General features: G+C 52.2%; 19 protein-coding genes and 2 tRNA genes. 14 read left to right on the top strand and 7 right to left on the bottom strand.

The window, feature by feature from the left end:
- Positions 1–119: 119 nt before the first annotated feature.
- A complete protein-coding gene (locus tag BUB38_RS14290) occupies positions 120–2,969 on the bottom strand; it encodes a glycoside hydrolase family 2 protein (protein WP_073161415.1) in 2,850 nt (949 codons plus the stop codon).
- 216 nt (positions 2,970–3,185) lie between these two features.
- On the opposite strand from BUB38_RS14290, the gene rplU reads away from it, so the two are divergent.
- From rplU to BUB38_RS14325, 7 genes are all read left to right on the top strand, one after another.
- Positions 3,186–3,671, top strand: coding sequence for a 50S ribosomal protein L21 (gene rplU, locus BUB38_RS14295; RefSeq protein WP_073161416.1), 486 nt, complete (start codon positions 3,186–3,188; stop codon positions 3,669–3,671).
- A gap of 3 nt (positions 3,672–3,674) precedes the next feature.
- Positions 3,675–3,935, top strand: coding sequence for a 50S ribosomal protein L27 (gene rpmA / locus BUB38_RS14300; protein WP_073161417.1), 261 nt, complete (start codon positions 3,675–3,677; stop codon positions 3,933–3,935).
- A gap of 70 nt (positions 3,936–4,005) precedes the next feature.
- The gene (locus BUB38_RS14305) at positions 4,006–6,435 is read left to right on the top strand and encodes a hypothetical protein (protein WP_254794971.1); all 2,430 of its coding nucleotides are present in this window, start codon (positions 4,006–4,008) and stop codon (positions 6,433–6,435) included.
- A gap of 30 nt (positions 6,436–6,465) precedes the next feature.
- Positions 6,466–7,254: an inositol monophosphatase family protein gene (locus tag BUB38_RS14310; RefSeq protein ID WP_073161418.1), complete on the top strand. Its 789-nt coding sequence runs from the start codon at positions 6,466–6,468 to the stop codon at positions 7,252–7,254.
- A gap of 377 nt (positions 7,255–7,631) precedes the next feature.
- Positions 7,632–8,981 carry an NADP-specific glutamate dehydrogenase gene (gene gdhA / locus BUB38_RS14315; protein WP_073161419.1) on the top strand — a complete coding sequence of 450 codons (1,350 nt, stop codon included), beginning with the start codon at positions 7,632–7,634 and terminating at the stop codon, positions 8,979–8,981.
- A 290-nt stretch (positions 8,982–9,271) separates the two neighbouring features.
- Positions 9,272–11,242 (top strand): glycoside hydrolase family 5 protein, encoded by a 1,971-nt coding sequence (locus tag BUB38_RS14320; RefSeq protein ID WP_073161420.1) that lies wholly within the window; start codon positions 9,272–9,274, stop codon positions 11,240–11,242.
- Between the two features lie 138 nt (positions 11,243–11,380).
- On the top strand, positions 11,381–13,465 hold the full coding sequence (locus tag BUB38_RS14325) for an FISUMP domain-containing protein (protein ID WP_073161421.1): 2,085 nt from the start codon (positions 11,381–11,383) through the stop codon (positions 13,463–13,465).
- Positions 13,466–13,473: 8 nt separating this feature from the next.
- Here the strand turns inward: BUB38_RS14325 and ligA are convergent, their stop codons facing one another.
- Positions 13,474–15,636: an NAD-dependent DNA ligase LigA gene (gene ligA / locus BUB38_RS14330; protein WP_073161422.1), complete on the bottom strand. Its 2,163-nt coding sequence runs from the start codon at positions 15,634–15,636 to the stop codon at positions 13,474–13,476.
- 48 nt (positions 15,637–15,684) lie between these two features.
- Complete coding sequence (locus BUB38_RS14335) at positions 15,685–16,239, bottom strand: manganese efflux pump MntP (RefSeq protein WP_073161423.1); 555 nt, start codon at positions 16,237–16,239, stop codon at positions 15,685–15,687.
- 35 nt (positions 16,240–16,274) lie between these two features.
- Here BUB38_RS14335 and BUB38_RS14340 point away from each other — a divergent pair, with 35 nt between their 5' ends.
- Genes BUB38_RS14340 through BUB38_RS14360 form a run of 5 tightly spaced genes read left to right on the top strand, consistent with a single transcriptional unit; the run spans position 16,275 to position 20,298 of the window.
- Positions 16,275–16,646 (top strand): c-type cytochrome, encoded by a 372-nt coding sequence (locus BUB38_RS14340; RefSeq protein WP_073161424.1) that lies wholly within the window; start codon positions 16,275–16,277, stop codon positions 16,644–16,646.
- A complete protein-coding gene (locus tag BUB38_RS14345) occupies positions 16,643–17,176 on the top strand; it encodes a cytochrome c3 family protein (RefSeq protein WP_073161425.1) in 534 nt (177 codons plus the stop codon). The genes BUB38_RS14340 and BUB38_RS14345 overlap by 4 nt, the downstream gene beginning before the upstream one ends.
- A 4-nt stretch (positions 17,177–17,180) precedes the next feature.
- On the top strand, positions 17,181–18,062 hold the full coding sequence (locus BUB38_RS14350; RefSeq protein ID WP_083542239.1) for a 4Fe-4S dicluster domain-containing protein: 882 nt from the start codon (positions 17,181–17,183) through the stop codon (positions 18,060–18,062).
- The gene (locus BUB38_RS14355; protein ID WP_073161426.1) at positions 18,062–19,852 is read left to right on the top strand and encodes a c-type cytochrome; all 1,791 of its coding nucleotides are present in this window, start codon (positions 18,062–18,064) and stop codon (positions 19,850–19,852) included. Before BUB38_RS14350 ends, BUB38_RS14355 begins: the two co-directional genes overlap by 1 nt.
- Positions 19,849–20,298: a hypothetical protein gene (locus BUB38_RS14360; protein WP_073161427.1), complete on the top strand. Its 450-nt coding sequence runs from the start codon at positions 19,849–19,851 to the stop codon at positions 20,296–20,298. The genes BUB38_RS14355 and BUB38_RS14360 overlap by 4 nt, the downstream gene beginning before the upstream one ends.
- Here the strand turns inward: BUB38_RS14360 and BUB38_RS14365 are convergent.
- Both BUB38_RS14365 and BUB38_RS14370 read right to left on the bottom strand, forming a co-directional pair.
- Entirely contained in the window at positions 20,279–21,064 is a 786-nt protein-coding gene (locus tag BUB38_RS14365; RefSeq protein ID WP_073161428.1) for a glycosyltransferase family protein, read from the bottom strand. The genes BUB38_RS14360 and BUB38_RS14365 overlap by 20 nt on opposite strands.
- Positions 21,065–21,089: 25 nt before the next feature.
- A complete protein-coding gene (locus BUB38_RS14370) occupies positions 21,090–22,100 on the bottom strand; it encodes a PorV/PorQ family protein (protein WP_073161429.1) in 1,011 nt (336 codons plus the stop codon).
- Between the two features lie 74 nt (positions 22,101–22,174).
- On the opposite strand from BUB38_RS14370, the gene BUB38_RS14375 reads away from it, so the two are divergent.
- A tRNA-Lys gene (locus tag BUB38_RS14375) sits at positions 22,175–22,247 on the top strand.
- 49 nt (positions 22,248–22,296) lie between these two features.
- Positions 22,297–22,370, top strand: a tRNA-Pro gene (locus BUB38_RS14380).
- A 140-nt stretch (positions 22,371–22,510) separates the two neighbouring features.
- Here the strand turns inward: BUB38_RS14380 and BUB38_RS14385 are convergent.
- Positions 22,511–23,221 (bottom strand): hypothetical protein, encoded by a 711-nt coding sequence (locus BUB38_RS14385; RefSeq protein ID WP_073161430.1) that lies wholly within the window; start codon positions 23,219–23,221, stop codon positions 22,511–22,513.
- Between the two features lie 365 nt (positions 23,222–23,586).
- Entirely contained in the window at positions 23,587–23,787 is a 201-nt protein-coding gene (locus tag BUB38_RS17070) for an IS3 family transposase (RefSeq protein ID WP_083542242.1), read from the bottom strand.
- Positions 23,788–24,583: the final 796 nt, after the last annotated feature.

The raw sequence follows: 24,583 nt of genomic DNA on the forward strand, positions 1-24,583 counted from the left end.
AAGGCACCGAGTCTTTTTTATTTATAGGTAAGCGGGTCGGTCCCGCTAATTTTATATAAAATAAAAGACCGCGGAGTGTATCCGCGGCCTTTTAGCTTTAACCTGTTTGCTTTTCGCTATTACAGCAGTTCCACGATCTTGGTGAACAGTGCGTCGGCGAGGGCGTTGGTTTCAAGACCTTCGAAGACGTTGAACTGGTTGAACATGATCTTACCCTTACCGAAGGGGTAGAGCTGCAGGTCGCAACCGGTCTTCACTTCGCCTTCCTTCAGGGAGACGGAACGTGCGAACACCTGTGCGCCGGGCAGTTCGTTCAGGGAAATGCTGGGCATAACCGCTGCGGCGTTGTGGTCCAGAACTGCGGTTTCTCCAAATACGGATGCCAGGGCGGAACCCTTGGGCAGGTAGTGGAGGCTCATTTCGTTGGCACCGGTGCTCCAGTGAGATTCAATGTTGCTGTCGAAATGGTGGCTCTGGTTCAGGAAGTCGATGTCGTCCTGGGTCATGTCAGAAAGCAGCAAGGTCTTGCCGCCGTTCTTGACCACGTCGATTAGCTTGTCCAGAATTTCATCGGGCCAGGAGCTGAGGTTTGCGGTAAAGATGATGGGTTCCTTGCCGGAGAGTGCGGCCAGTGCGTCGCTGGATTCTTCGCTTTCGTCCAGGAAGCAGACCTTCTTCATGGCGGAACGTACATCGGCCTGGTCGATAACGATCAAGTCTTCTGTAGACGTATGGATGGTGTTGCCGTTGTCCAGCAGGGTAATCTGCAGCTGGTACTTGCCCTCATTGCGGGGGGCCATCATGGTGCAGATGCCCAGCTGAGTCAAGCTGGTCTTGCCGGCCGGTTCTTCCGGTTCCATAGTCTGGCTAGAAATTTCCTTGCCCTTGGCGTCCAGCAGCTTGACTTCTACAGAAACTTCTTCGAGACGCTTGTTGTTCAGGAGGGTAATCTGGAAGCTGATTTCGCTCTGGGGGGCGACCACGTGTTCCAGTTCGCTGACAAGAGCGCGGCTGGGGGTGGTGATTTCCTTGGTGAAATCTTCGAAGCCCTTGCTTACGCGGTTTTCGTCATTGATACCGCAGAAGTCGGTGCTGCAGTCTGCCCACTGATCCAGGAAGAAACCGGAAATCTGGGGGTTGCTCTGGAAGGCGCTGACCTGGTCCAGCTTGCTCTTGAGGCCAATGCCGTTTACGTCGCTGCAGAAGTCCCTGTAAGACTTCCATACAGAAAGGTCGCTTTCCACAAAGTTTTCGATGGACTTGACGAAAGTCTTGACGGCCTTCTGGTTCTTGGTGCAACGGGGACCCTTGATGGTGGTTGCATCCTTGGGAAGAAGGGTGTGGTTCTTCAGGGTCACCAGCATCTTGTTGGAGATATCCTGTGCTACGTTTTCTTCTTCGTCCTGGAAGTGAGCGTCGCCAAGACCTGCATCCGGAACCATCAGCTCTTCGTTGTCGCGGTCGAAGCTGTGGGCCAGGTAGTGGGTGTAGGTGGCGCTGGGGCTCATGCGGGGGTTCACGCGGAGCGTTGCGTAAGCAGAAATGCGGTCTACGGTAACGGGCAGGAGCTTGCCGGTATCCTTGCGGAAGTTGCCTTCGTTATCCAGGTAGATACTGTTCAGGTTGCTGATTACCGGGCGGGTCATGTCTACGGGGCCGATGGCGTTCAGCATCTTGTTGCCGTTCTGCAGCAGGAAGGTGCCGTTTTCGGAACCCAGGACCCACACACCGATACAGGGGTGGTTGTGCTGTTCCTTGATCAGGTCGTTAATCAGCTTCTTGGCGATTTCCAGACCCTGGGGGGTGGAACGCATGGTGTGGATGGGGAATTCCTGGAAGACGATCAAACCGATCTTGTCGCAGATGTTCAGGGCTGCCTCGGTCAGAGGTGCGCCGCAAGAACGGATGGCGTTGAAGCCTGCTTCCTTGACGGCCATCAGGTCCTTTTCCAACTTGGGGTTGTTGTCGGTCCAGAGACCGCCTTCGCTCCACTGCTGGTTGTAGCTGACGCCCTGGATCTTGAGAATCTGGTCGTTCAGGTAATAGTCGCCCTTAAGGCAGTCGAACTTGCGGAAGCCGAAGGTGCGGACGACGGGGAAGGCATATTCGGGACGCTTGATTTCCTTGCCGTCCTTTTCCTTGGCGGCCTTGATTTCCATCTGGAATTCGATGGCGAAAACGTTGGGGTGGTCGGGGCTCCACTGGAACTTGTCTCTCTTCAGTTCCTTCACTTCGAACACGTAGCGCTGGGTGGCGTTTTCCTTGTCCAGCTTGATGTTATTGATGAAGTGTTCGTAGACTTCGCCTGCCGGATTCTTCATGAGAACGCGGAGACGGGTCTGGAAGCCACGGGGGTTGTTGAAGCTGACTTCGCAGGCGATGCGGTCCTGGTCCAGGTCCGGTTCCACGTGAACGTCAGAAATGAAGGCTGCAGTACCGAGAACCAGGCTTACATCGCCATAGATACCGCCAAAGGGGTACTGGTTCCAGGGGAGGCCGACGGGCATTTCGCTAGGATGGGCAAAACGGTCGTCTGCGCCTTCCTTGGATTCGCGGCCGAAGTCGATACGGCTGTTGGCGGCGCCCATGTTGGCAACGCGTACGCAGAGCACGTTTTCTTCGCCGATCTTCAGGGCCTTCTGTGTTTCAAATTCGAAAGGAGTGTAGGCGCCGAAGTGGGTGCCCAGCAACTTGCCGTTCAGCCAGACAGTTGCATGAGTTGCGATACGGTCGAAATGCAGGAAAATACGCTTGGTCACCTGCTTTTCATCTTCGATGGTGAAACGTTTGAAATAGTAAGCGCAGTCCTGGGACATCAAAAACTTGTCGAATGCGCGTTCCCAGACGTGGGGAACCTGGACAGTTTCAGTGTTTGCCGGATAAGTTGCGTACCAGCGGTTGGAAATACCGGTGTCTTCGGTATCCCAGAGCATCTGCCAGTCGCCATTTAGACTCATTATCTTACTCATTTGAGGGTCCTTTATAGTTATACGGGGGCAAAGTTAGGAAAATAATGGGCGGCGAACAACGATTGTTAGGCGAAGGAGGGGCTAAAAAGGGGGGATTTTCGGGATGGTACCGCAAATTTTTAAAAATATGTTCATTTTCTGTGGATAAACCCTTTAATTTTTTTGACGGCGTTGCTAAATTTGTGGTCCCAATAGCAACTTAAAAAGGATTACAAAATGTATTCTATTGTTGAAACAGGTGGTTTCCAGTATAAAGTCGAACTCGGCAAGACCTACAAGGTTCCGACCCTCGACGCAGCTGTTGGTTCCGAACTGGAGCTCAAGTCCGTTCTTCTTTTCGCAGGAAAAGAAGTGCAAATCGGCACCCCTGTCCTGAATGATGCTTCCGTCAAGGTTGAAGTTCTCGACCACGGCAAATACGATACCATTATCGTGTTCAAGAAGAAGCGTCGTACTCGTTACGAACGTCGTAACGGTCATCGTCAGGGCTATACCGAGGTGCTCGTAACGGAAATTCGCTCCGGCGCAGAATCCGCAACTGTTGAACCTCAAGTTATTACCCGCAACCGCGCTCGCGTGGCTGCCCTTGCTAAGCAGAAGGCTCAGAACAAGCCCCTCACTCGCAAGGAAAAGATCGCTCAGGGTCTCCCGAAGCCTGCTAAGGTCAAGAAGAACTCTCTGCGTAAGGCTAAGGAGGCTTAATCCATGGCACATAAGAAAGGTCAAGGTTCTGTTCGTAACGGTCGCGACTCTAACGCCAAGTATCTTGGTGTCAAGAAGTATGCTGGTGAAGTTGTCAAGGCTGGCAACATCATTGTCCGTCAGCGCGGTTCTCACTTCCACAACGGCAAGAATGTCGGCATGGGCAAGGATTTCACCTTGTTCTCCCTCATTGATGGCGTCGTGAAGTTCGAATACGTCGATGCAAAGCGTCAGAAGGTTTCCGTTTACGCTGAAGAAAACTAATTAAGACGCAAGGGAAACCCGAAGGTTTCCCTTGGAGCCTTTCCTAGAATCTTTGAGTAAACAAGCTAAAATGCTTTTGAGTAAGGTCATCCGCAAGGGTGGCCTTATTTTTTTTGCTAATTTTTCTTCTATGGTCAAGAGATTTTTGTCTTTTTCTGTTTTTGCGTTGCTGGTTGCTTGTTTGGGCTCCGTTTTTGTCGCTTGCTCCGATGATGATAGCGAGGTTGAATACCTTTTTAACAGGGAAGTTTCCGAACTGACTGTCCTTAGGGAGTGCGCCTCTTCTGCCGACAGCGGGGCTTTCTGCTATCAGGTCCGTTATCAATATCCCATCGACAAGGATGATCTTTCCAAGATTTACCTGTGGTTCGATTCTACGGTTGTGAAGGACTCCACCAGGTCTGTGGGAAGCAAGGAGCTGGACAGGGCCGATACCGTTATCGAGTATAAGAAGACCAAGGCTCTCTACGATACGGTGGATCTTACCGGAAGCGACATTCTGGAAAGTGTCAGGGAATCGAAGCGCGAAAGCCTGATGGTGGCCATCTATTGCGAGTATACCAGCGGCGGTCCCGGTTCGGTACAGCATGTGTATATTCATTTCCGGGATGATATCGCCCCTCTGTTTTCTGTGCTGGACCGTCCTGAAACGAAGTGGACTACGGGCGCGGAATTTAAGTGGACCCGACCCACAGACCAGACGGACTATTACGACCCCAACGACTTGAGCGGCGTGATTGCCGGCTACAACATTATCATCTATGCCGAAAACCAGGATGAAGATCTTTCCAAGATCAAGGTGACGGTCAAGTCTCCTGATGGCGTTGATTCTACCGGCAAGGAAATCTACAAGCGTAATGCCCATTTTTTCTCCAATGGTGATTCCCTGTGGGAAGAATCTGTGGAAGTTCGAAAGTCCAACAAGAACCGTCTTCACCTCTTGATCAAGGATGGCAAGGGGTATAATGCAGACGAACCCGATTCGAATATTTTCAGTTTGGTGATTGAAGGCCTGAAAGCCGAAAGCAAGTACAAGATTGCGTCTACCGCCTTTGATGCCAACGCCCAGTATGCGGGTAACGATTACATGTCCGAAAGTTCCTGGCATGACTTCTCGACCACCGATTCCATTGCACCCTTGATGCCTACAAAAATCTTTACTCTCAAGGATACCTTGTTCCCCAACATGGCCCGCCTTGATAGCAATAACCGCCTGCGTATTTTCTGGAGCCGTAGTGTAGACCCGCTGAAGGAAGATCATAATATCGATGTGGATTCAGTCCTGACCTTGCCCAAGGACTGCCTGATGTTGCTGTGCTACGATACCGTTGAAACCTACGAAATTGAAACCTTCAACAAGAGTGCCAACAAGTGGGAAAGGCATGAATGCCCGGATGACACCTGCCAGTACAACAAGCTTTACCAGATAGACGGTGACAGCGTGCAGATCGTGGCTGACGAAGTAAGCGCCAAGGGCGTTTCCGCATTCGTTACCGATACGATCCGCTGGGTGTCTCCCGGCGATACGTTGATCCTGCGAATCCGCGCTGTGGACAGGTCTGGCTACAGTTCCATCGCCCTTGTCGATACAGTTGTGGTCTCTCCGGGAGAACTGGCTAGCCAGGTGGAATGCCCCGAGGGCTTTATTGCGGTGAAGGCTTCCGACACTACCGGCGTCTTCTGCATGGAACGTTATGAACACCGTAACGATTCCGGCGAATTCATGGTGAACGTCCTGCATTCCGAAGCGTTGGAGGCTTGTAGTTCGATTTCTGCAAGCGGGTTTACGGTGAGCCTGTGCAAGGAACGCGACTGGGAACTGGTTTGCCTTTCTGGTGGGTCGTTATCTTACGGCGTTGTGGAAGATGCTTCCGATGGAGTCGTGGATTACCTCTATTCCTATTGCAATGTGGCGACCAACGATTCCTTGTCTGCGGCATCTATTGCTACGCGCAGTTCTAGATGCGTGAATCCCATGGGCGTGTTCGACCTTCCTGGCCAGTATCAGGAATGGGTGCTGGGCCGCTCCGAAGATACCTCTGTCGTGGTTCGTGGTAGCAGCTATAAGAAGATGGGTGGCGTCGACCTGGAATCCCAGGCCCTGTGTACCAACCGCAGCTTCCCCTACTATACCCGCCCTGAATATACGACGGATTCCGTGTTCCTTTATCGCGAAGGTACTCGAGTGGATACGGTGTATACGGCTGACACTTCTAGGACGCTGTACAAGATTCTGACCAAGAAGGACTTCAAGGATTCCTTGCAGTTCTTTGATGTTCAGGATTCCAACGGCAATTCCGTGGGTGTGGACTATGCTCCCTATGGCGAGTACAAGAAAGGCGGCGAGAAGTGGCTGGAGACTTTGGGTGGCAGTCTGAAGTATGTCCCTGACCATATCGAGGTGGTATTCCTGACGGGGAAGAAGACCATGTATCGCGAAGCTTCGGCTTTCTATAAGTCTTCGTCGATTGGTTTCCGTTGCTGTGCCTACCCCGAGTAAGCCGTAGGCCGGATAATTCATTGGATTTCTATGGAAAACGTTTCTGAATTTTTGAAAGTGGCCGAAGAACTTGCCCGCAAGGCGGGGGAGGTCTGTCTGGAGCTGCAGAACAATCTGGGTGACGTCAAGTACAAGTCGGCCAAGGACGTGGTGACTATTGCCGATGTCACTAGCGAAAAGCTTATTGTGGAAGGCCTCCGTGCCGCATTCCCCACCCATTCTATCCGTACCGAGGAAGCGGGTGTTATTGAAGGTTCCGATTCGCGTTACCGCTGGATTATCGACCCGGTAGACGGAACCGTGAACTTTAGCCGCGGGATCCCCCTGTGGGGTATTTCCATTGCGCTCCACTTTGAGGGTAAGCCTCTTGTGGCCTGCGTCAACCTGCCCAAGCTGGGCGAGATGTTCACCGCTATCAAGGGCCAGGGAACTTTCATGAACGGCAAGCCCGTGCATGTGAGCCGCGAAGACAATCCCACTCATGCCATCGTTAGCAACGGCGACTTCAACGTGGGCGATCCTCAGAAGATTAATGCCCAGAATTCCAAGAACTTTGCGGCGGAGGCGGTTGCCTTTGAACGTGTGAAGTGTCTCGGTTCTGCGGTTATCGAAGGTTGCTTTACCGCTTGCGGCCGCCTGGATTGCTTCGTGATGACCATGAGCTATCCCTGGGATATTGCCGCTATCGCCCTTCTTGTGGAAGAGGCCGGTGGCCGTTCTACCCATATCGACGGTTCCGAAATGCAGTTCGTGGATGCGGAACAGGTTATTTTCAGCAATGGTCTGCTTCACGAAGTACTTGTTCAGACGGTCAAGTAAAGTTAGACGGACTGAGCCCGATTTTTTCCAAAAATTGTAATGAAGAGCCCTCGAAAGGGGGCTCTTTTTGTCTGTTTAAGGGGGTTGGGATGACGTTTTTCGTAAAATGAAGTGTAAAACTATGTTTACAAATTAGAGTGAAAATAGTGGGCTTACAAAAATGTAGGTTTTTGGAAGTATGACCCTTTAAATTTAATCAAAAAACGCAATTGTAAAATCTGCTGAAAAACTAACTTACAAAAATGTAGGAAATGAACGTTTTTTGTACAGTACCACTTGTTTTTTTTCATTATTTGTTATCTTTATTTCCGTAACAGAAATACCACTCGATGGTACAAAGTTTTATCTAAACAACAACTCTCATTGGAGATAATATTATGGCAATCCAGAATGCTTACCTCAAGTCCGTCTATGAAAAGGTCGTCGCTCGCGATCCGGACCAGGCTCTCTTCCACCAGGCTGTTCGTGAATTCCTCGAATCCCTGGACCCCGTTCTCGCTCAGGACAAGTCCTGGGAAACCAACGGCGTGATCGACCGCCTCGTCGAACCGGAACGCGTGATCACTTTCCGCGTACCTTGGCTGGATGACAAGGGCAACGTTCAGGTTAACCGCGGTTACCGCGTTCAGTTCAACTCCGCTATCGGTCCTTACAAGGGCGGTCTCCGTCTCCGTGGCGAAGTGACTCTCTCCATGCTGAAGTTCCTCGGCTTCGAACAGATCTTCAAGAACTCCCTGACTACTCTCCCCATGGGTGGCGGCAAGGGTGGTTCCGACTTCGAACCCAAGGGCAAGTCTGATAACGAAGTGATGCGCTTCTGCCAGTCCTTCATGACTGAACTCTGCAAGCACATCGGCGCTGACACCGACGTTCCGGCTGGTGACCAGGGTACTGGCGCTCGCGAAATCGGTTACATGTTCGGTCAGTACAAGCGTATCCGCAACGAATTCGTTGGCGTTCTCACTGGTAAGGGTCTCTCCTACGGTGGTTCTCTCGCTCGTACCGAAGCTACCGGTTACGGCCTCTGCTACTTCACCCGCGAAATGCTCAAGGACCTCGCCAACACCTCTTTCGCTGGCAAGACCGTTGTTATTTCCGGTTCCGGTAACGTTGCTATCTACGCTACCCAGAAGGCTCAGGAACTCGGTGCAAAGGTTGTTACCGTTTCTGACTCCAACGGCTACATCTACGACCCGAACGGCATCAAGGTTGAAGTTGTTCAGCAGATCAAGGAAGTCGAACGCGGCCGTATCTCCGAATACGCAAAGCGCGTTCCGGGTTCTGAATACCACGAAGGTTCTAAGGGCGTTTGGACTGTCAAGTGCGACATCGCTCTCCCGTGCGCAACTCAGAACGAAATCGACGAAGAATCCGCAAAGGCTCTTATCGCTAACGGCGTGATGGCTGTTGCTGAAGGTGCTAACATGCCTTCTACTCCGGAAGCAATCGAAGCCTTCCTCAAGGCTGGCGTTCTGTTTGGACCTGCTAAGGCTGCAAACGCTGGTGGCGTTGCTACCTCCGGTCTCGAAATGTCTCAGAACTCCGAACGTCTCTCCTGGACCTTCGCTGAAGTCGACGCTAAGCTCGATGGCATCATGACCTCCATCTACCAGGCTGCTTCTTCCGCTGCTGCAAAGTACGGCGACAAGAAGAACCTCGTTATGGGTGCAAACATCGCTGGCTTCCTCAAGGTTGCTGACGCTATGAAGTGGCAGGGCGCTTGCTAAACAAGACCGCTCGCGCAAATCGCCGGTAAAGAACCTCCGATAGCGCTCGCTCTCACAAAAGGGACTGGTCGAAAAGACCAGTCCTTTTTGCTCACGTCAAGACCGCTCGCGCTAGAATCAGGTAGAAATACTCTGATAAGCGCTCGCTCTCACAAAAGGGACTAGTCGAAAAGACTAGTCCTTTTTGCATTTCGGAGGTGTGTACAAGAGAAAACAACTTTTTCATCTTAGTTGATTTCCTGTATTCCGAATTGGAATAGATTATGGGTGTACATAAGAAAGAGGTTGGTATGAACATTTCAAAATATCTCGAATCCAAGATGAAGTTTTGCATGACCGGTATGGTTGCAGGTCTTCTGGCATTCGGCCTGTCAGCTTGCTCTGACGATTCTTCTTCTTCTGCATCTTCCGAAGACGATGTGGTGGTTTCTTCTGATTCCAAGGATGAAGACAAGGATGAGTCTTCTTCTAGCGTCAAGGATTCTACGGATGAGGAAGTTTCTTCTTCGAGCATCGTTTACGAAGTGAAGGCCCGCGCAAATCAGCTGGTCAAGGACATGGGCGCAGGTATTAACCTGGGCAACGTTTTCGAAGCTCCCAATACGAACTTCAAGGGGTTTGACGATTCCCAGTTCAAGAGCAACTGGAGCGAAACGATCAAGCCCAAGGATTTCAAGGCCTTGGCCGATTCCGGTTTCAAGAACATCCGTATTCCTGTAAGTTGGGAAGAACATGTGACTGGCGAAGGCGCAGAATGCGTCGTAGATGAAGATTGGATGAAGCAGGTCTTCTGGGCTGTAGACCATACGATCAAGAATGGTATGATCGCTGTAATCAACACCCACCATTGGGATGCCATGTACGAGAATCCTGACGAGGAAACTCCTTGCCTCTTGAGCGTGTACAAGCAGATGATGGCTAACGTGATCAAGTATTCTCCCGACTCCCTGGTCGTGGAAACCTTGAACGAACCTCGCGGCAAGCTGACCAACGATAAGTGGAACAGTGTCGTGGCTTCCATTATCAATGTGGTTCGCGAAGCTGATCCTGCCCGAGTTATCATGGTGGGTACCTACAACTACAATTCCTACAACTCCGCAGCCGCTCTTTCTCTGCCTGCCGGCGTTGAAAATATCATCGTGACCTTCCATTACTACGATCCGTTTAACTTCACTCACCAGGGTGCAGACTTTGTGGATCCCAAGTACGAAACGGGTACCGAATGGCGTGCCACTCCGGGTCAGAAGAGAGCTGTAAGGACAGCTTTCAGCAAGATCAAGGACTGGTCTGACAAGCATGATATTCCTGTATACCTGGGTGAATTTGGCGCCTATGAAGCCGCAGACTCTGTCTCTCGCGAAACCTGGACTTCCTACATCTCCTACCTGGCTCACTCCCTTGGCTTCGCAACTGCCTACTGGGAATTCAGCTCGGGCTTCGGCGTGTATGACGAAAACAAGGACGAATGGCGTAGTTACCTGATGCGTGCCTTGCTGCACCCCACCATGACTTTCGATGACGCTGTCTATCCGGATCTGGATACTCTGGGTTATGTGCTGCTGGACGACTTTGACGGTTTCGATGGCGATTCCATTCATGTTAGCGCTCTCGCCGCTAAGGTTGCCAAGTCCAAGGGCGACGAACTTTCCGATGCCCCCAGCTGGTATGCCTACTGCATTCCCACCAGCAATATGACCATTGAATCTGGCGATACCATTATCACCGGAATCATGGTTGCCGATACCACCAATTCCTACGAAAAGACCAACTTCGAACAGATGATCACGAAGAATGGTCACGATGGTCGCGGTCTCTATGTGAAGATCCACCTGGAAGGCGATTCCTACCCGTGGGCTGGTTTCGGTACTCAGTTCGATAGCGATAACAAAAAGCGCTTCGACTTCAAGAATCTGAAGGCAATGACCTTCTGGGCAAAGGGTACCGGTTCCTTCAAGATCAACTGGAAGACTGATTACGCCGATACCTGCTGCGCCGATACCTGGGGTGCTTTCGGTACCGAAATCGACTTGACCGATGAATGGAAACAGTATACGGTCTGGTTCGACCAGTGGGTGGCAAGCGCATGGTCTGACTTGCAGATTAGCGGTGCCGAATGGCTGGACCACAACGACGACATTTTCAACCTTCAGTTTAGCAACGGCTCCTCTTACGGAGAAGTGGTTAACGAAGACCTGGAAATCTGGCTGGACGACATCCGCTTCTATGGCATGAGCGACAGCGATTTCGGAATAAAGAAATAGGTTCCTGGATTTCTCCCATAAAAAAGGTCCCTGAGCGATCAGGGGCCTTTGTCTTGTGGACTTATTGGCAATGCTATTGCTTTATTTCGTTAATTTGATTGGAGGTTATGTTATTATATTGGAGAATGAGGGTTTGTTATGAATTTATTTGTTGTATTTGTTCTTTTTTTGTGTTCCGTGGCTTTTGCCCATGTTGAAAAGATGCCTGACGTTCAGGATAATCGCGATGGACGTGTCTATAAGACGGTCCAGATTGGCGAACAGCGCTGGATGGCCGAGAATCTGCGTTATAACGTAAGAGGAAGCGTCTGCTACGAAAAGAAGGACTTCAATTGTGAAAAGTATGGCCGCCTTTATAACTGGGCCATGGCCATGATGCTGGTGGATTATTACAACTCCCATTCCATCCAGAAACTCGTGGGCAAGTACAAGAAGGGCAAGATCCACGACATTTGCCCCACGGGCTGGCACCTTCCTTCTAACAAGGAATGGAAAAAGCTGAAGTTCTTCGTGGCCAAGAAGGGCGTGAGCGATGGTGTGGCCTTGAGCCTCAAGTCTACCGAAAGTTGGGAAAAGGAATTGCGTATTCCTGGCGGAACCGATGAGTTTGGCTTTAATGCACTGCCCGGTGGTGAACGTGATTTTGAAGGCCGCTTTTTTGACCTGGGCCGTTCCGCTGTATTCTGGACTTCTACTGAATATGATGACGGCGGTGCGCGAAACTGGTGGATCTACTATGACTCCCGATCCATGGAAGGCAATTATGATACCAAGGAAACGGGTGCCTCTGTGCGTTGCGTAGAAGACCGCCTCTATGAAATTAAGGAACCGCCTCCTCCTGTGCCTAAGGTTGAACCCAAGGTGGTGGAAATTCAGGGACGCAAGACCCAGACCGTTCATATTGGTGATCAGGTGTGGATGGCTAACAATTTGGACGTGAAGGTTCCGGGTAGCTATTGCTATGCCAACAAGGAAGAAAATTGCCAGAAGTATGGACGTCTCTATACATGGGCCGGTGTGGTAAAGCTGGACCAGAAGTTCAATCAGTCTGTGGGTAAGGATTCTATTTCGAAGCGTAAGCCCAAGGGTATCTGCCCCAATGGCTGGCACGTCCCCACGTCTCTGGATTTTGCCCGACTGAACACCTACCTGAAGGATATCGACGAAGCTGTTGGCGTGGGTACCAACCTCCGTTCTAGAACTGGTTGGGACGAAAGTGAAGATGCGCTGATGGGCGAAAATGGATTTGGCTTTAATGGCGAAGCCTTTGGCGTGTGCAAGTACACCAAGCCTAAGGAAACTTGCGTCAGCGTTATCAAGGCCATTTTGCCTGGCCCCACCAAGACGTCTCCGGCCGATACCGTCTACGCCGATTCCTGCGTGGTGGATCCGACCTGGGTTCCGTCGCTGGCCTTTGAGGGTAACGGTACTTTGACTGGCTTCTGGAGCGGAACCGAAGTGGATTCCTTGAGGGCGGAAGTCCGCAAGCTGAGCTTTGACGATGACGACTTCATTCTGGATACGGCCCGCAAGGATGAGGCTTACTACCTGCGTTGCATTATGGATCCGCCTGACGATGACGAACTTTACGACAGCACCGCCTTTGTGGATAAGCGCGACGAAAACAAGTACAGGACCGTTGCCGTTGGAAGTACAATCTGGATGTCCGAAAACCTGAGGTTTGCCGCTCCGGGCAGCTACTGCTACGAAGACAAGGATTCTCGCTGCCGTTCCTATGGCAGACTTTACCCCTGGTCTGTGGCCATGCGCTTGCCTGCTGACTATGTGGACAATTCCATGTCTGGCGGAATCACCCAGGAACACCAGGGTATCTGCCCCGATGGCTGGCATATTCCCACCAACGAAGAATGGATTGAACTGGGGCAGTTTGCCTTGAGCAAGCGTAAGGGTGGCGTAGGAGCCGCCTTGAAGAACAGGGAATTCTGGGCCCGTGGTGGCGCTCCGATTTCTGCTGCATCTGGTTTTAACGCCTTGCCTTCGGGTAGCCGTATGTCTGACGGCGAATACATGGAGCTTGGATCCAGCACTTACTTCTGGACCGCTGCCGGTGGCGATGGCCTCGGTGCCGTCTACTGGTACTTAGTGAACAACAGGGATGACTTTACCAGTGCCGAAGATTTCGACAATGCAGCATTCTCCCTGAGGTGCGTCAAGAACAAGCTGACAAAGGCCGCTGCCCCTGCAGCAACCGCAGTTCCCTAATTGATGTTCTAGAAAAGGCTGAGCTGTTCGCCAGAGTTGGCGGGCTCGGCTTTTTTATTGTCTGAACTTTCTGCGGCGGCTCCATCGGCATTGGAATCGTTTGCAGAAATCTGTTCCAGCAGCCAGGCCTCGTCGTGGACGGGGATTCCCAATTCATTTGCCTTGGTAAGCTTGCTGCCTGCAGCTTCGCCTGCCAATACCCAGCTGGTCTTCTTGCTTACAGAACCGCTGACCTTGCCGCCATTCTCTTCGATAAGTTTGCGGGCCTCGTCGCGGTCCATGGTGGGCAATGTTCCTGTAATGACTGCGGTCTGACCGGCGAACAGAGTCTTGATAACTCCCTTGAATTCGGTGGGGCAGCCCAGCTCCACCAGCTCGTCGATTTCGGCGGTGTACATGGGCTTGTGGAAAAATTCATATACGGAATTGGCGATGACTAGTCCGGCGTCCTGAACTTTTAGCAGTTCTTCCATGGGGGCGGTGCGGATGGCTTCTAGCGTGCGGAAATGCTTTGCGAAATTGCGGGCGCTGGTACGTCCGACGAAACGGATGCCGAGACCGTGGAGCAGATTTTCGAGGCTGCGTTCCTTGCTGGCCTGGATGGCGTCGAAGACGTTCTTGGCGCTCTTCTTGGCCATACGTTCCTGGCTTTCCAGGTCTTCTTGCGTAAGGCGGTACAGGTCGGGAATCCGTTTGATTTTCCCGGTGGCGATAAGACTTGCGATAAGACTGGGCCCCAGGTTTTCGATGTTCATGGCTTCGCGGCTAACGAAGTGTTCGAACAGACATTGTACCTGAGCCTGGCAGTGCAAGTTTTCACAGCGCAGAATCACTTCGCCTTCGATGCGGGTGAGGGGCGTGCCACATTCCGGGCAGTTGGCAGGGGCGGTTACGGGGAGGGCTCCTTCGGGGCGCAATTCCTTTTTGACGTCGGTAATCTTGGGGATGATCTCACCGCCCTTTTCTACACCGACGGTATCGCCAAAGTGGAGGTCCAGTCGAGCCACTTCGTCAAAGTTGTGGAGGGTGGCGCGCTTGACGGTTGTTCCTGCCAGACGGACTGGAGCCAGGTTGGCAACGGGGGTGACGGCACCGGTACGCCCTACCTGGAATTCTACAGAAAGCAGGGGAGTGTAGGCACGTTCCGCCTTGAACTTGTAGGCGATGGCCCAGCGGGGGCTCTTGCTGGTGGTACCCAATGCGCGCTGCTGGTTTAGATTGTTTAGCTTGACCACCATGCCGTCGATATCGAAGGGGAGGTTATCGCGGTCGGCACCAATCACTTCTGAAATCTTCATGATTTCGTCGGCGGTGTTGGCGGTCCAGAACTGGTTGGTGTTAAAGCCCAACTTCCTGAGCTGTTCCAGGTTTTCTTGGTGGGTGGCGTTGCCGCTCTGGGGAATATGGTAGGCAAAGAAGCGCATGGGGCGGGTCTTGCATTCGCTGACGTTCTTCAGCTTCAAGGAACCGGAAACGGTGTTGCGGCAGTTCTGGAAAATCTTCTTGCCTTCAAGGATCAGCTGTTCGTTCAGGCGGTCAAAGGCCTCACGTTCCATATAGACTTCACCACGGACTTCGAATGTTCCCTGGGGAATTTCTGACGGATCCAGTTTCAACTTCTTGGCGTCAAAAAATTCAGGAATGTCGGCGATGGTCAAGGCGTTCAAGGTGACGTCATCGCCCTGGGCGCCGTCGCCGCGGGTAACGGCCTGCTTCAGGCGGCCATTTTCGTAAACCACACTAAGGCTGACGCCATCGATCTTTCGTTCACAAATCCACTTCGCGGTTCCTGCCTTGAGGTCTGAGGCACTAGCTTCCTGCTTCTCGTCTGAATCCCGTCTCTCACCTAAATCCTCCAGCCCTCTTTCGGCGGCTTCCACGAACTCCGCCATCTCTTCGGCGCTGTACACGTTAGAGATACTGAGCATCGGCACGGCATGGGTCACTTTGGCAAAGTCGTTGGTCAGGTCGCTGCCCACGTTGCGGGTCAGGCTGCTGTAATTTCCCAGTTCAGGATATTTCTTTTCAAGCGCTTCCATCTCCTTGAGGCCAAAGTCAAAATCCTGGTCGCTCATGGGGGAGACGCCTTCCTTGTAATAAAGGCGGCTGGCTTCTTCCAACTGAGTCTTCAGTTCAAAATATCGGCTGCGGTCAATTTCCTTCTGATCCATATAAACCCTGTTTTTAAAGTATGCGTTCCTGAACTGATTAACCCATATCTAGAATAACATTTTTACGCCGATGCCAATGAGGATGGTTCCTGCAATAATCTCGGGAATCTTGGTCTTGAACTGCTTTGCGGCATGGCGGCCGATTTCGTAACCGATAACTCCCATCATAAAACTGGCCACGGCGATTGCCGAAGTGGCGAACACCATGTTGGCGTTAATAAAGGCGAATGAAATTCCCACGGCAAAGGCGTCGATGCTTGTGGCGACGGACATGAGCAAAATGTTGGCTACGCTCAGGTTCTTGGCGCTGGCCTCTGCCGCCTCGTCGCTACCACGGACTGCGCCCCAGATCATGCGGCCGCCCAGAACGCAGAGGATGGTGCAGGCGATGGGGGTGCCGATGGAGCTGAACCAACGTTCTGCAAAGTTGCCCAGGAAATACCCCAGCAAGGTCATGCCGCCCTGGAAAACTCCAAAGGAAATAGATTGAAGTAATGCCCTGGAATAGGGGATCCCTGTCTTGCTTAAACCCGTAGCGATGGAAACCGCGAAGCAATCCATGGCTTCTACAATGGCGATAACGATGATTTCGATAATACCCATAAGACAAAAAATAGAAAAATGGTATATTTCACTTTATGATGGGAGTTCGTTTTAAGTTTTTAGTCGGTGTGTTTGTGCTGGTGAGCGGCCTGTTCGCTCTTGATTTTGCCTTGCCCGAAGTAACCCCGGAACTTAAGACCAACGCCCGTGAGTTTTTCGATGACGAGTGCAAGGGCTGTCATCGTTGGGCCCGAAAGTTTGCCGCCCCTCCCATGCACGACAACGCCGCCCAATACGAGTCTAACCCCCAGGAACTGGTGCAGTACTTGATGCACCCCACGCCCAAGCACCCCGAAGAATGGCCCGCCATGGACATTACGCCCCTGACCGAGCCCCAGGCCAAGATGATGACGGCCTGGCTTCTGTACCTGCTAAAGAATCCCGATGACCAGACGAGGCCCAAATGAAGTTTCTGGGCTTGGCATTTGCCATTGTCTGTGCCTTCTTGCTTGGGGATTTCCTTTGGAGCCAGAGCCCTGTGGATTCTCGGGTAGGAAACGCAAACTTTAAAGACAACGCAATTCCCTTCGATCATCAGCTTCATGGTGACTCCATCGGCATGGACTGTGCCGCCTGCCATAGCGGATCCCGTTCCGGTGGGCGGGCCCTGCTGCCTTCTAAGAGGGACTGCATGGATTGCCACCGCCTGCCTTTAACCGAAAGCGAAGGCATCGAAAAGCTGGATGAAGTTTTGGCCAAGGCTCCCGAAGAACCCTGGAAGGTGGTCCCCAAGCTGCCGGAACATGTGGTGTTCCATCACGGCGTTCATAATGCCGCCGGCGTAAAATGTGCCGATTGCCATGGGGGTGTCGCCCGCAACAACTACGGCGGCGAAAAGTTCGACATGAAGTCTTGCCTGCAGTGCCATCGGGGCGAAACATTCCAGGATCGCCAATTCAAGAAGGCGGCCACTTACTGCGCCGCATGCCATAGGTAATTTTATGAACCGTCGTGAATTCATTAAGGCATGTTCTCTGATGGCTGCGGCCGGCCTGCTGTTTGGCTGCCGCAAGATTCCCTTTGTGGGGGAGACTCCTTCGGCCCCCAGCCTAAAGCGATTCCAGGACGAAGTCAAGCTGGCCCTTTCGAAGGCCAAGGAAAGTTTGAACCTGGTGCGAGTCAATGCGCCCGGCCCCTTGAAGGTCGCCGGAGCCTCCCACGTCAACCGCTTTGGCATGGCCATCGACCTGGATGCCTGCGACGGTTGCGGCAAATGCATTCTGGCTTGCAACCTAGAGAATAATGTGCCGCTGGTAACCGACGAAGAAGCCGCCGACGGTCGCTTTATGCATTGGATCGAACCACACGGAGCCGCCCCCTTTATGTGCGCCCACTGCGAGGACGCACCCTGCGAAAAAGTTTGCCCCACAGGAGCCGCCAACCACACACCCGACGGCGTTAGCGCCATGATGTACAAGCGTTGCGCCGGCTCCCGTTTTTGCGGAGCCAACTGCCCCATGCATGCCCGCAAGTTCAACTTTAACGATGCTCAGAAAATGGGACTGGCTCACCAGTTCAATTCTCAGGTTCCCCTCCGCGAAAAAGGCGTCATGGAAAAATGCAGCCTTTGCCTCCATCGCCTTCAAGATGACCGCGCCCGCTTCAAGACCGAGGCCGCCCTTTTGCCCAATGGCGGTGAATGGCTTGGTCGCGGTGTAAAGACCGCCTGCGCCGAAGCCTGCCCCAAGGGGGCGATCGTTTTCGGAAACTGGCTAGACGAAAAGTCTCCCCTGGTTGAGGCCACCCGAAACCGTCAACTGTATGCGCCCAAGGAACTGGCTGCCTTTGGTCCGTCTGTTGTCTACATGATGGGGAAGCGCTAGTGCAGGGTTGGACTATCCAGAAAATCTTGTTCTACGTGGGCCTGGTGCTGTTCTTGCCTGGGCTTGCCGCCTTGGGCTATACCCTTTACGAAGGCCCCGCAGCGTGGGCCACCGATGGCAACACCTTCTGGGGAACGCCCATCGCATTGTTCGTTTTCTGGATCGGCCTTGCCCACGCGGGTACGCTGATCTCTGCCATCTTCTTGGCGCTGGGCGTGCGTATGGACCGTCGCACCGCAGTGATTGCGGAGCTTTCGACACTCTGCAGCCTGGTGATTGCGGCGCTGTTCCCCCTGATGCACCTGGGCGTTATGGAAAACTTTTATATGGTGGCCCCCTTTGCCGATGCCCGCGGAAACTTTGCCAACCTGCGTTCGCCCCTGGTCTGGGATTTCTGCTGCATCGCCGTTTACGGCACCCTGTCGCTGGTCTTCTTCTTTACCCATTTAAAAAGCAACGTGGTTCCCGCCCTGGCGAAACTCCGCCGCCCTCTGGCCTGGCTGCTGTTCCCCCTGGTGCTGTGGGTGCATACCATCGTAAGCCTAGACTTTGCCACCACCTTCGTTCCCCAGTGGCAGGGGGCGTTCTTCCCCATGTACTTTATTGCGGGGGCCATCTACTCGGGGCTGGCTCTTGTGAATGCGCTGCTCTGGGCCGAAGGCTATCGCGTGCGTCTGCTGGAACGCCTGATGCTCTGCTGTTCCTGGACCTTGATCGTCATCTGGTTCTGGGATTTCTTGCAGAAGGGTGAAATCTGCCTGCCCGCTGTAATCCTTGCCGGCGTGATTCCCCAGCTGCTTTGGGTGGAAGCCATTCGCGATAACAGGACCTTGCGAGCCCTGGTGAACTTCTGCATTCTCTTTGGACTGTTTGCGGAACGCCTCTACCTGGTGATCCCCTCCATGAACACCCGGGATGGAATTCTGCACTGGGCCGATTACGGCCTCATGTCGTTCTCTGTGGGGCTGTTCATCTTGATGTTCTTCCGCCTGCGTAAAAAGCTGGACTCCTACATTGCTGTAGACAGCGCCTACTTTGGCGAAGTGGACGGCAGCGAGCTGGCCCAGAACGAAACGCCCGAAATCGAAGAAGACAACAGCTACAAAGTCCCCTGGACAACCGTGGAATTCAAGATGCTCTGGATGCCGCTGCTGGTGGGCATCCTGTCGGCGGTCCTGTTCTGCGTCTGGAGCTTTGACCAGGAAGTCTTCATAAGCGCCGGGGCAGGCTTTGTAAACGTGATCCCTGTGCTGTACCCCATCGTGGCCCTGGTGACCACCTTTTTGCTCTGCCTTAAGTTTGTACGTGAAAACCGGGTTTTCCCGAATTTTGGGGTTCGCGGGAAGGTACTGCTAACCTTGATGATCATGATTGTGGCGCTCCTAGGGGGAATGCTTTATGGAGGCGGCTCCTCTACGGCGGCAAGCGTTTCTGCCGACAAACCCTTAAGCGTTTCGGCCAACAGCCACAACCCTGTGCTGCTGTGGAATTCCCGCTGCGCCACATGCCACGGCGCCGATGGAAATTTCAACCAGAAGTTTGTTCGTGAATATTACCCCGTGCCTCAAAAGCTGGACCTGGCCCGCATCGATTCCCTGGGCCTGGATTCCCTGACCGCGGTTATCATGAACGGGCGCAACAACATGAACGCCTTTGGAAATCGTATGACCCAGGCTGACGCCCACGCCCTGGCCGCCTACATGAAACAGCTGGCGGAGCAAAAATCCGCGGAACAAAAATCCGCGGAACAAAAGGCCGCCGTTGAACCCTCGGACAAGGAGGCTCCATGACAACCTTGCCCAATGCCTTGGCTTGCGTCTTTATTCTGGGCTGCGCCACTTTCCTCTGGCGCAAGAATTCCGGATTCTACAAGAACGGCCTGCTGCTGGCCTTCGCCCTCTTGCTGTTCTGCCTGTTCTCCTTCTTCGCCTTTGATGGAAGCCTGGGCCCGGCCGGAGAAATGTACCCCTTCCGCATGATGGGCCTGTGCCTCTGCTTTTCTACAACGTCGCTGCCCAAGTACCGCCGCCGCTATCTGGTGCTGGCTCAAGGGCTGTGGTGCTGGATCGAACTGTTCGGTGGAATCTCGTTGTACTACCGCGGGATGGATGTGGCCTGGACCCGTATTATAGCGCTTGTTGGGATGACCTTCTGCAGCACCCTGCTCTCTAGAATCTCTAGAGAAATGGAATTCTGCCTGATGGTCTTCTGGATCGCTATCTGGATTTTCTTTTAGCTGAAATATCCCTTAAATGCTTTTCGGTCAGCTTGCTCAGGGCTGTGGCCTTGTCTCGCTTGATCTTCAGTTCGCGGGTCTTGAAAAAGTCCAGAAACGTGGTGGGGTGGCATGCGGTAAACTTCATCAAGTTGCTTACGGGGAGCGTCGTGTAAAGCACGTTCCACAGCGGATGAACGCTGGACTCTGCCTTTAAGAATTCCCCGTCTATAACCTTGAATAAATCGTTAGACGTACCTGTTGCTTCTCCCAAATCATTTTCGTTGGCGTGGGCCACCAGATAGGGGACGCTGAACATCTTGCCTCCGGCATGGGCCATGCGCAAACTATAATCCATGAGCCTGAATTCCTTGGGCAATGTCAAGTCGAAAAGTCCGGTACGCTGGATAATGCGCCTAGAGAAAACGCCGATCAGGGGGATGGGGGCCGCCACGTAGCGCAGTTCCTCTTCTTCGCCGATGGGGCTGAACCCGCGGCCGCCATCTACGGCCAGTCCGCCAAAGAAATGGTCACGGGCCTTTACGCGGGGGGCGAAGGCGTCTACCATGGGGAAGCTGTCGGTCTCGATGGCCAACTCGTTCAAGAAGTCTCGGTCGATCTTGATGGAAGGGTGGGCGAATACAATCCACTCGGCTTCCAGCTTTTCTAGGTCGCCGTTCCAGCGGTTGGTATGGAACCAGCCCAGGGCCGGGTCTGTAAAAGGGGGAGCCCAACGGTCGAAATCTTCGCCAGGTTCATCAAAGACAAAAACGTCGAACTGTCGCATGGGTCAACTGCCGAAAAATGCGGGGCTAGAAATTCACGCGGAGGCCAAGGCGGTGTTCGATGCCAAGGCTCTCGGCCAGGTAAGAGAAGCTGTAGTCCAGGGAGAACAGGTTGGCATTGTAGCCCAGACCTGCGCTAACCATGTGGGCATTCTGAGTTTCGTCGGGGCGGCTCTCGGATGCCATCAGTTCCTTGGCGTCGCGGATCAGGTCTAGCCAGGCGCGTTCAAAACCCACGCGGACTGCGAAACTCTGGCCCAGGGCGTATTCGCCACCCAGACTCAGGAACGCTTCTTGATAGCGGGGGAAGTCGCTGTCGGCAAAAACCGTAAGGCGGGGGAGTGACTTGGGCCTAAAGTAGGTGGACACGGCAAAAGTCTGGGACATGGGGTAGTATTCGTTCTCGCCGTCATCGACATAGTCGCGGAGCAGGGAGCCGAAGTCCCTGGCCATAACGGCAAACCCCCAGCGCTTGGAGTCGGATTGCCAGGTAACACCCCAGTCGAATGCCGCACCGACAGCCATACGGTCGCCAGCCTCTTCGGCCAGCTTGTCGGTGGCCACCTTCGCCGTTGCGCCGAAGCTAAAATGCTTGAGGGGGAACGAAATAGAGGCGGTAATCAACTGGCTAAAAGGCTTGTATTCTATATGGGTGGCTTCGCCCAGTTCGTCGTAACCGTCGATGGTGCCGTAATCCAGCCAGTTGTAGGAAACCTGGAAAATATACTTGTCGTAATGCCCTGTATAATAAAGGCTACCCTGATTTTCGGCCAGGTCGCCTGTTTGCCAATGGGCGGCCACAACGTGGTTCTTGCCCTCTGGGAGCCTGACCGAAGCCGGGTTGATCTGTACGATAGAAGGGTCGGTAGAGGGCAGGGCGCCCGCCGACTTTTCGAGAGCCGCATTGCGGGGGCTGTCGAAGGTGTTTATGAAGGAGAAGACCTCTTGACCCGCGTCGCCCTGGGTAAAATAGGCGAAGCTACTAGACGGAATTGCAACGGCCAATGCCAGTACGGGTAAAGAGAATCTGGAAGTCATGGTCTAAATTTATAAATAAATTCCAAGGTCTGTCTTTACAAAACGGGAAACCTTTAATATATTTGGTCTCACTCGGGCTACTAGCTCAGTTGGTAGAGCAACGCCCTTTTAAGGCGTGGGTCGAAGGTTCGAGCCCTTCGTAGCTCAGGAAAGGCCGGTTTCGAGTAATCGGAATCGGTCTTTTCTTTTAAATAATCGGGGTGTAGCTCAGCCTGGTAGAGCGTCTGCTTTGGGAGCAGAATGTCGTCAGTTCGAATCTGGCTACCCCGATACAAGAAAGGCACCCCCTAGGGGTGCCTTTCTTGTATTTGTGCAGTCAGTAAGAGACGGACGAATCAGTTCGATTGAAATTGTCGAGAGCGAAGCGAACATTTTGGCCATCTTCGTGATGTGCCGGGCGAACTTTATAACTAATGAGAAAGTGCGAGGACAAACCAATCCAGCGGTATCAAAAACGCCGCTCCTGCAAAATACAGATTAGCGCTAGAATCATCATTAGATTTTTTATTCAAACCCACATCCAAAAGCAAAACCGTACCCAAAGTCATTGCGATACCAACATAATTCATTATCTTGGAAGTTCTTATCGATTTCTGGTTTGTTTCATTCCCCACCATTACATCGCCACCAAGCGTGTAGCTATCTATAGACATCTGATAATACCGATTAGATTCATACAGCAGCAACCAATCTAGAGGGATAGACGCGATAATCGCGTTTCCAGTTTTCGTCACCCATTCAGGAGTCGATTCCCTATCTGTATCAATCCAAAGAGGTGCAGTCAAGGCAACAGAAAGCAAAAAAGCAAGCCCGCCAATAGCTAAAGTCGCGGCAGAATACCCCATTATTTTGGATTTAGTCAAATACCCGCTGGAATATTCATTTTGCTCTAAAATATTATTTATTTCTTTTGTCGTCGAGACCGTATCGCCGTCTAGCGTATATCTCCAGCCAAAACCTAAAAGCACCCACGCATTCGGGCTAAAATAATCAATGCGATGCGATGGTTCGTCCTGTATTGTTTCTTCTGCCAGTTCTTCTTGTTCACCAGGTAACACCTGCGCAAACAACGCGCAGGGAAACAGAAACGTTAAGATAATCGTTCTAAGTAGGTTATTCATGCACATTCACTAGAAAATGTTGTACAGAACAGAAAGACCAATACCACCGATAAACTGGACTTGTTGATTTTTTAATAGAGGGTTTCTCATAAACCATATTCATTAGTTGAAGACATAAATATACATTTTTTTTCGTATCGACAGTTACATCTTAAGCACAAAGTTTCTGCAAGCGATATGCAACCGACAGGCAGCCCGGCGCGCTCATAGAAGGCTCTATGCCAAAGTCATTAAGCAAATTACGATACCCGCGACTGCTGTACTGCGTGCCGCGATTAACTACAGCCGGATAGATCCAGCCAAGGTTCGTGCGGATATGCGTGATATCGCCACACCAGTACTGGTTCAGGCCGAACGGTGCGAAATTACGTTGTAGCAAGTTCTGCGCATACATCCCGTCGCTCTTGCCCGGTCTCGCGCATGATACGGCGTAGTTTGTACTCGTTGATATCTACGGAACGGTCGTTAAGTTCCCTCAGGAGCTTTGTGCAGCCGTAGATGCAGAAGTACTCCTCAAATACGCTGCGGACTGTTTGCACGAGGTCTGCTTCACGCTGCCGCCGCAGGCGTCAAGATGTGCAGGGATTTCCAGAAATCCAATCGCCTCAATCATGTCGATTTGCAAGCTAGCTTGCAATCGCCGCGATATTCGGCACATAGATTTTTTTTAGAATTTCAACGGTCTCCTTCTCGTCTGCCAGTTCCTTCTCTTTTTGCTTGAGTTTCCGCTCTAGTTCCTTGTTCTTGGCGGCAAGTTCTTCGATGGAGACCTTGCGTATCCGCCGTTCTTCCTCGTAAGTCTGGAGGTTGTTCTGTTTCCTGTATTCATAAATGGCATAATTTTAACTTCCACGGTGAAAAATAACCTGGATCTTAAATCGCAGTCAATGGCCGCAAATTAGGCTTTTTTTTATGATTTTTACGCTTGTAGCTGAACAAATGAGTAAAATTTGAGGCGTTTGCTGTACAAATTGGTAGCTAAAAAGTGGGGAAGGGCACCGGATTGCATCCGAAGGGGTATCCCTTGCGCGGGATAGTGCGTAGGATTGCATCCAATGGCAAATCCCTTGCGCGGGATAGTGCATTGGATTGAATCCCAAGGCAAATCCCTTGCGCGGGATAGTGCATTGGATTGAATCCTATGGCAAATCACACTTTGGGGCTGCCAAATTATGTAGACGGAGGGGTATAACCCCAAAAAAATGGTTTAAAGCAGGACAACAAGCGCTAACTATATAATAAAGGCTGATGGTTCAAAAACCACCATTTTTTTTCAGAGTGTCATCCTGAACGCAGCCGTAGGCAGAGTTGAAGGATCTAGATGTCAAAATCACTGCATTTCTTTCTGCAGTCCAAGAACTT

This window comes from Fibrobacter sp. UWH5, assembly GCF_900142505.1.
In the GTDB taxonomy this organism is placed as follows: Bacteria; Fibrobacterota; Fibrobacteria; order Fibrobacterales; family Fibrobacteraceae; genus Fibrobacter.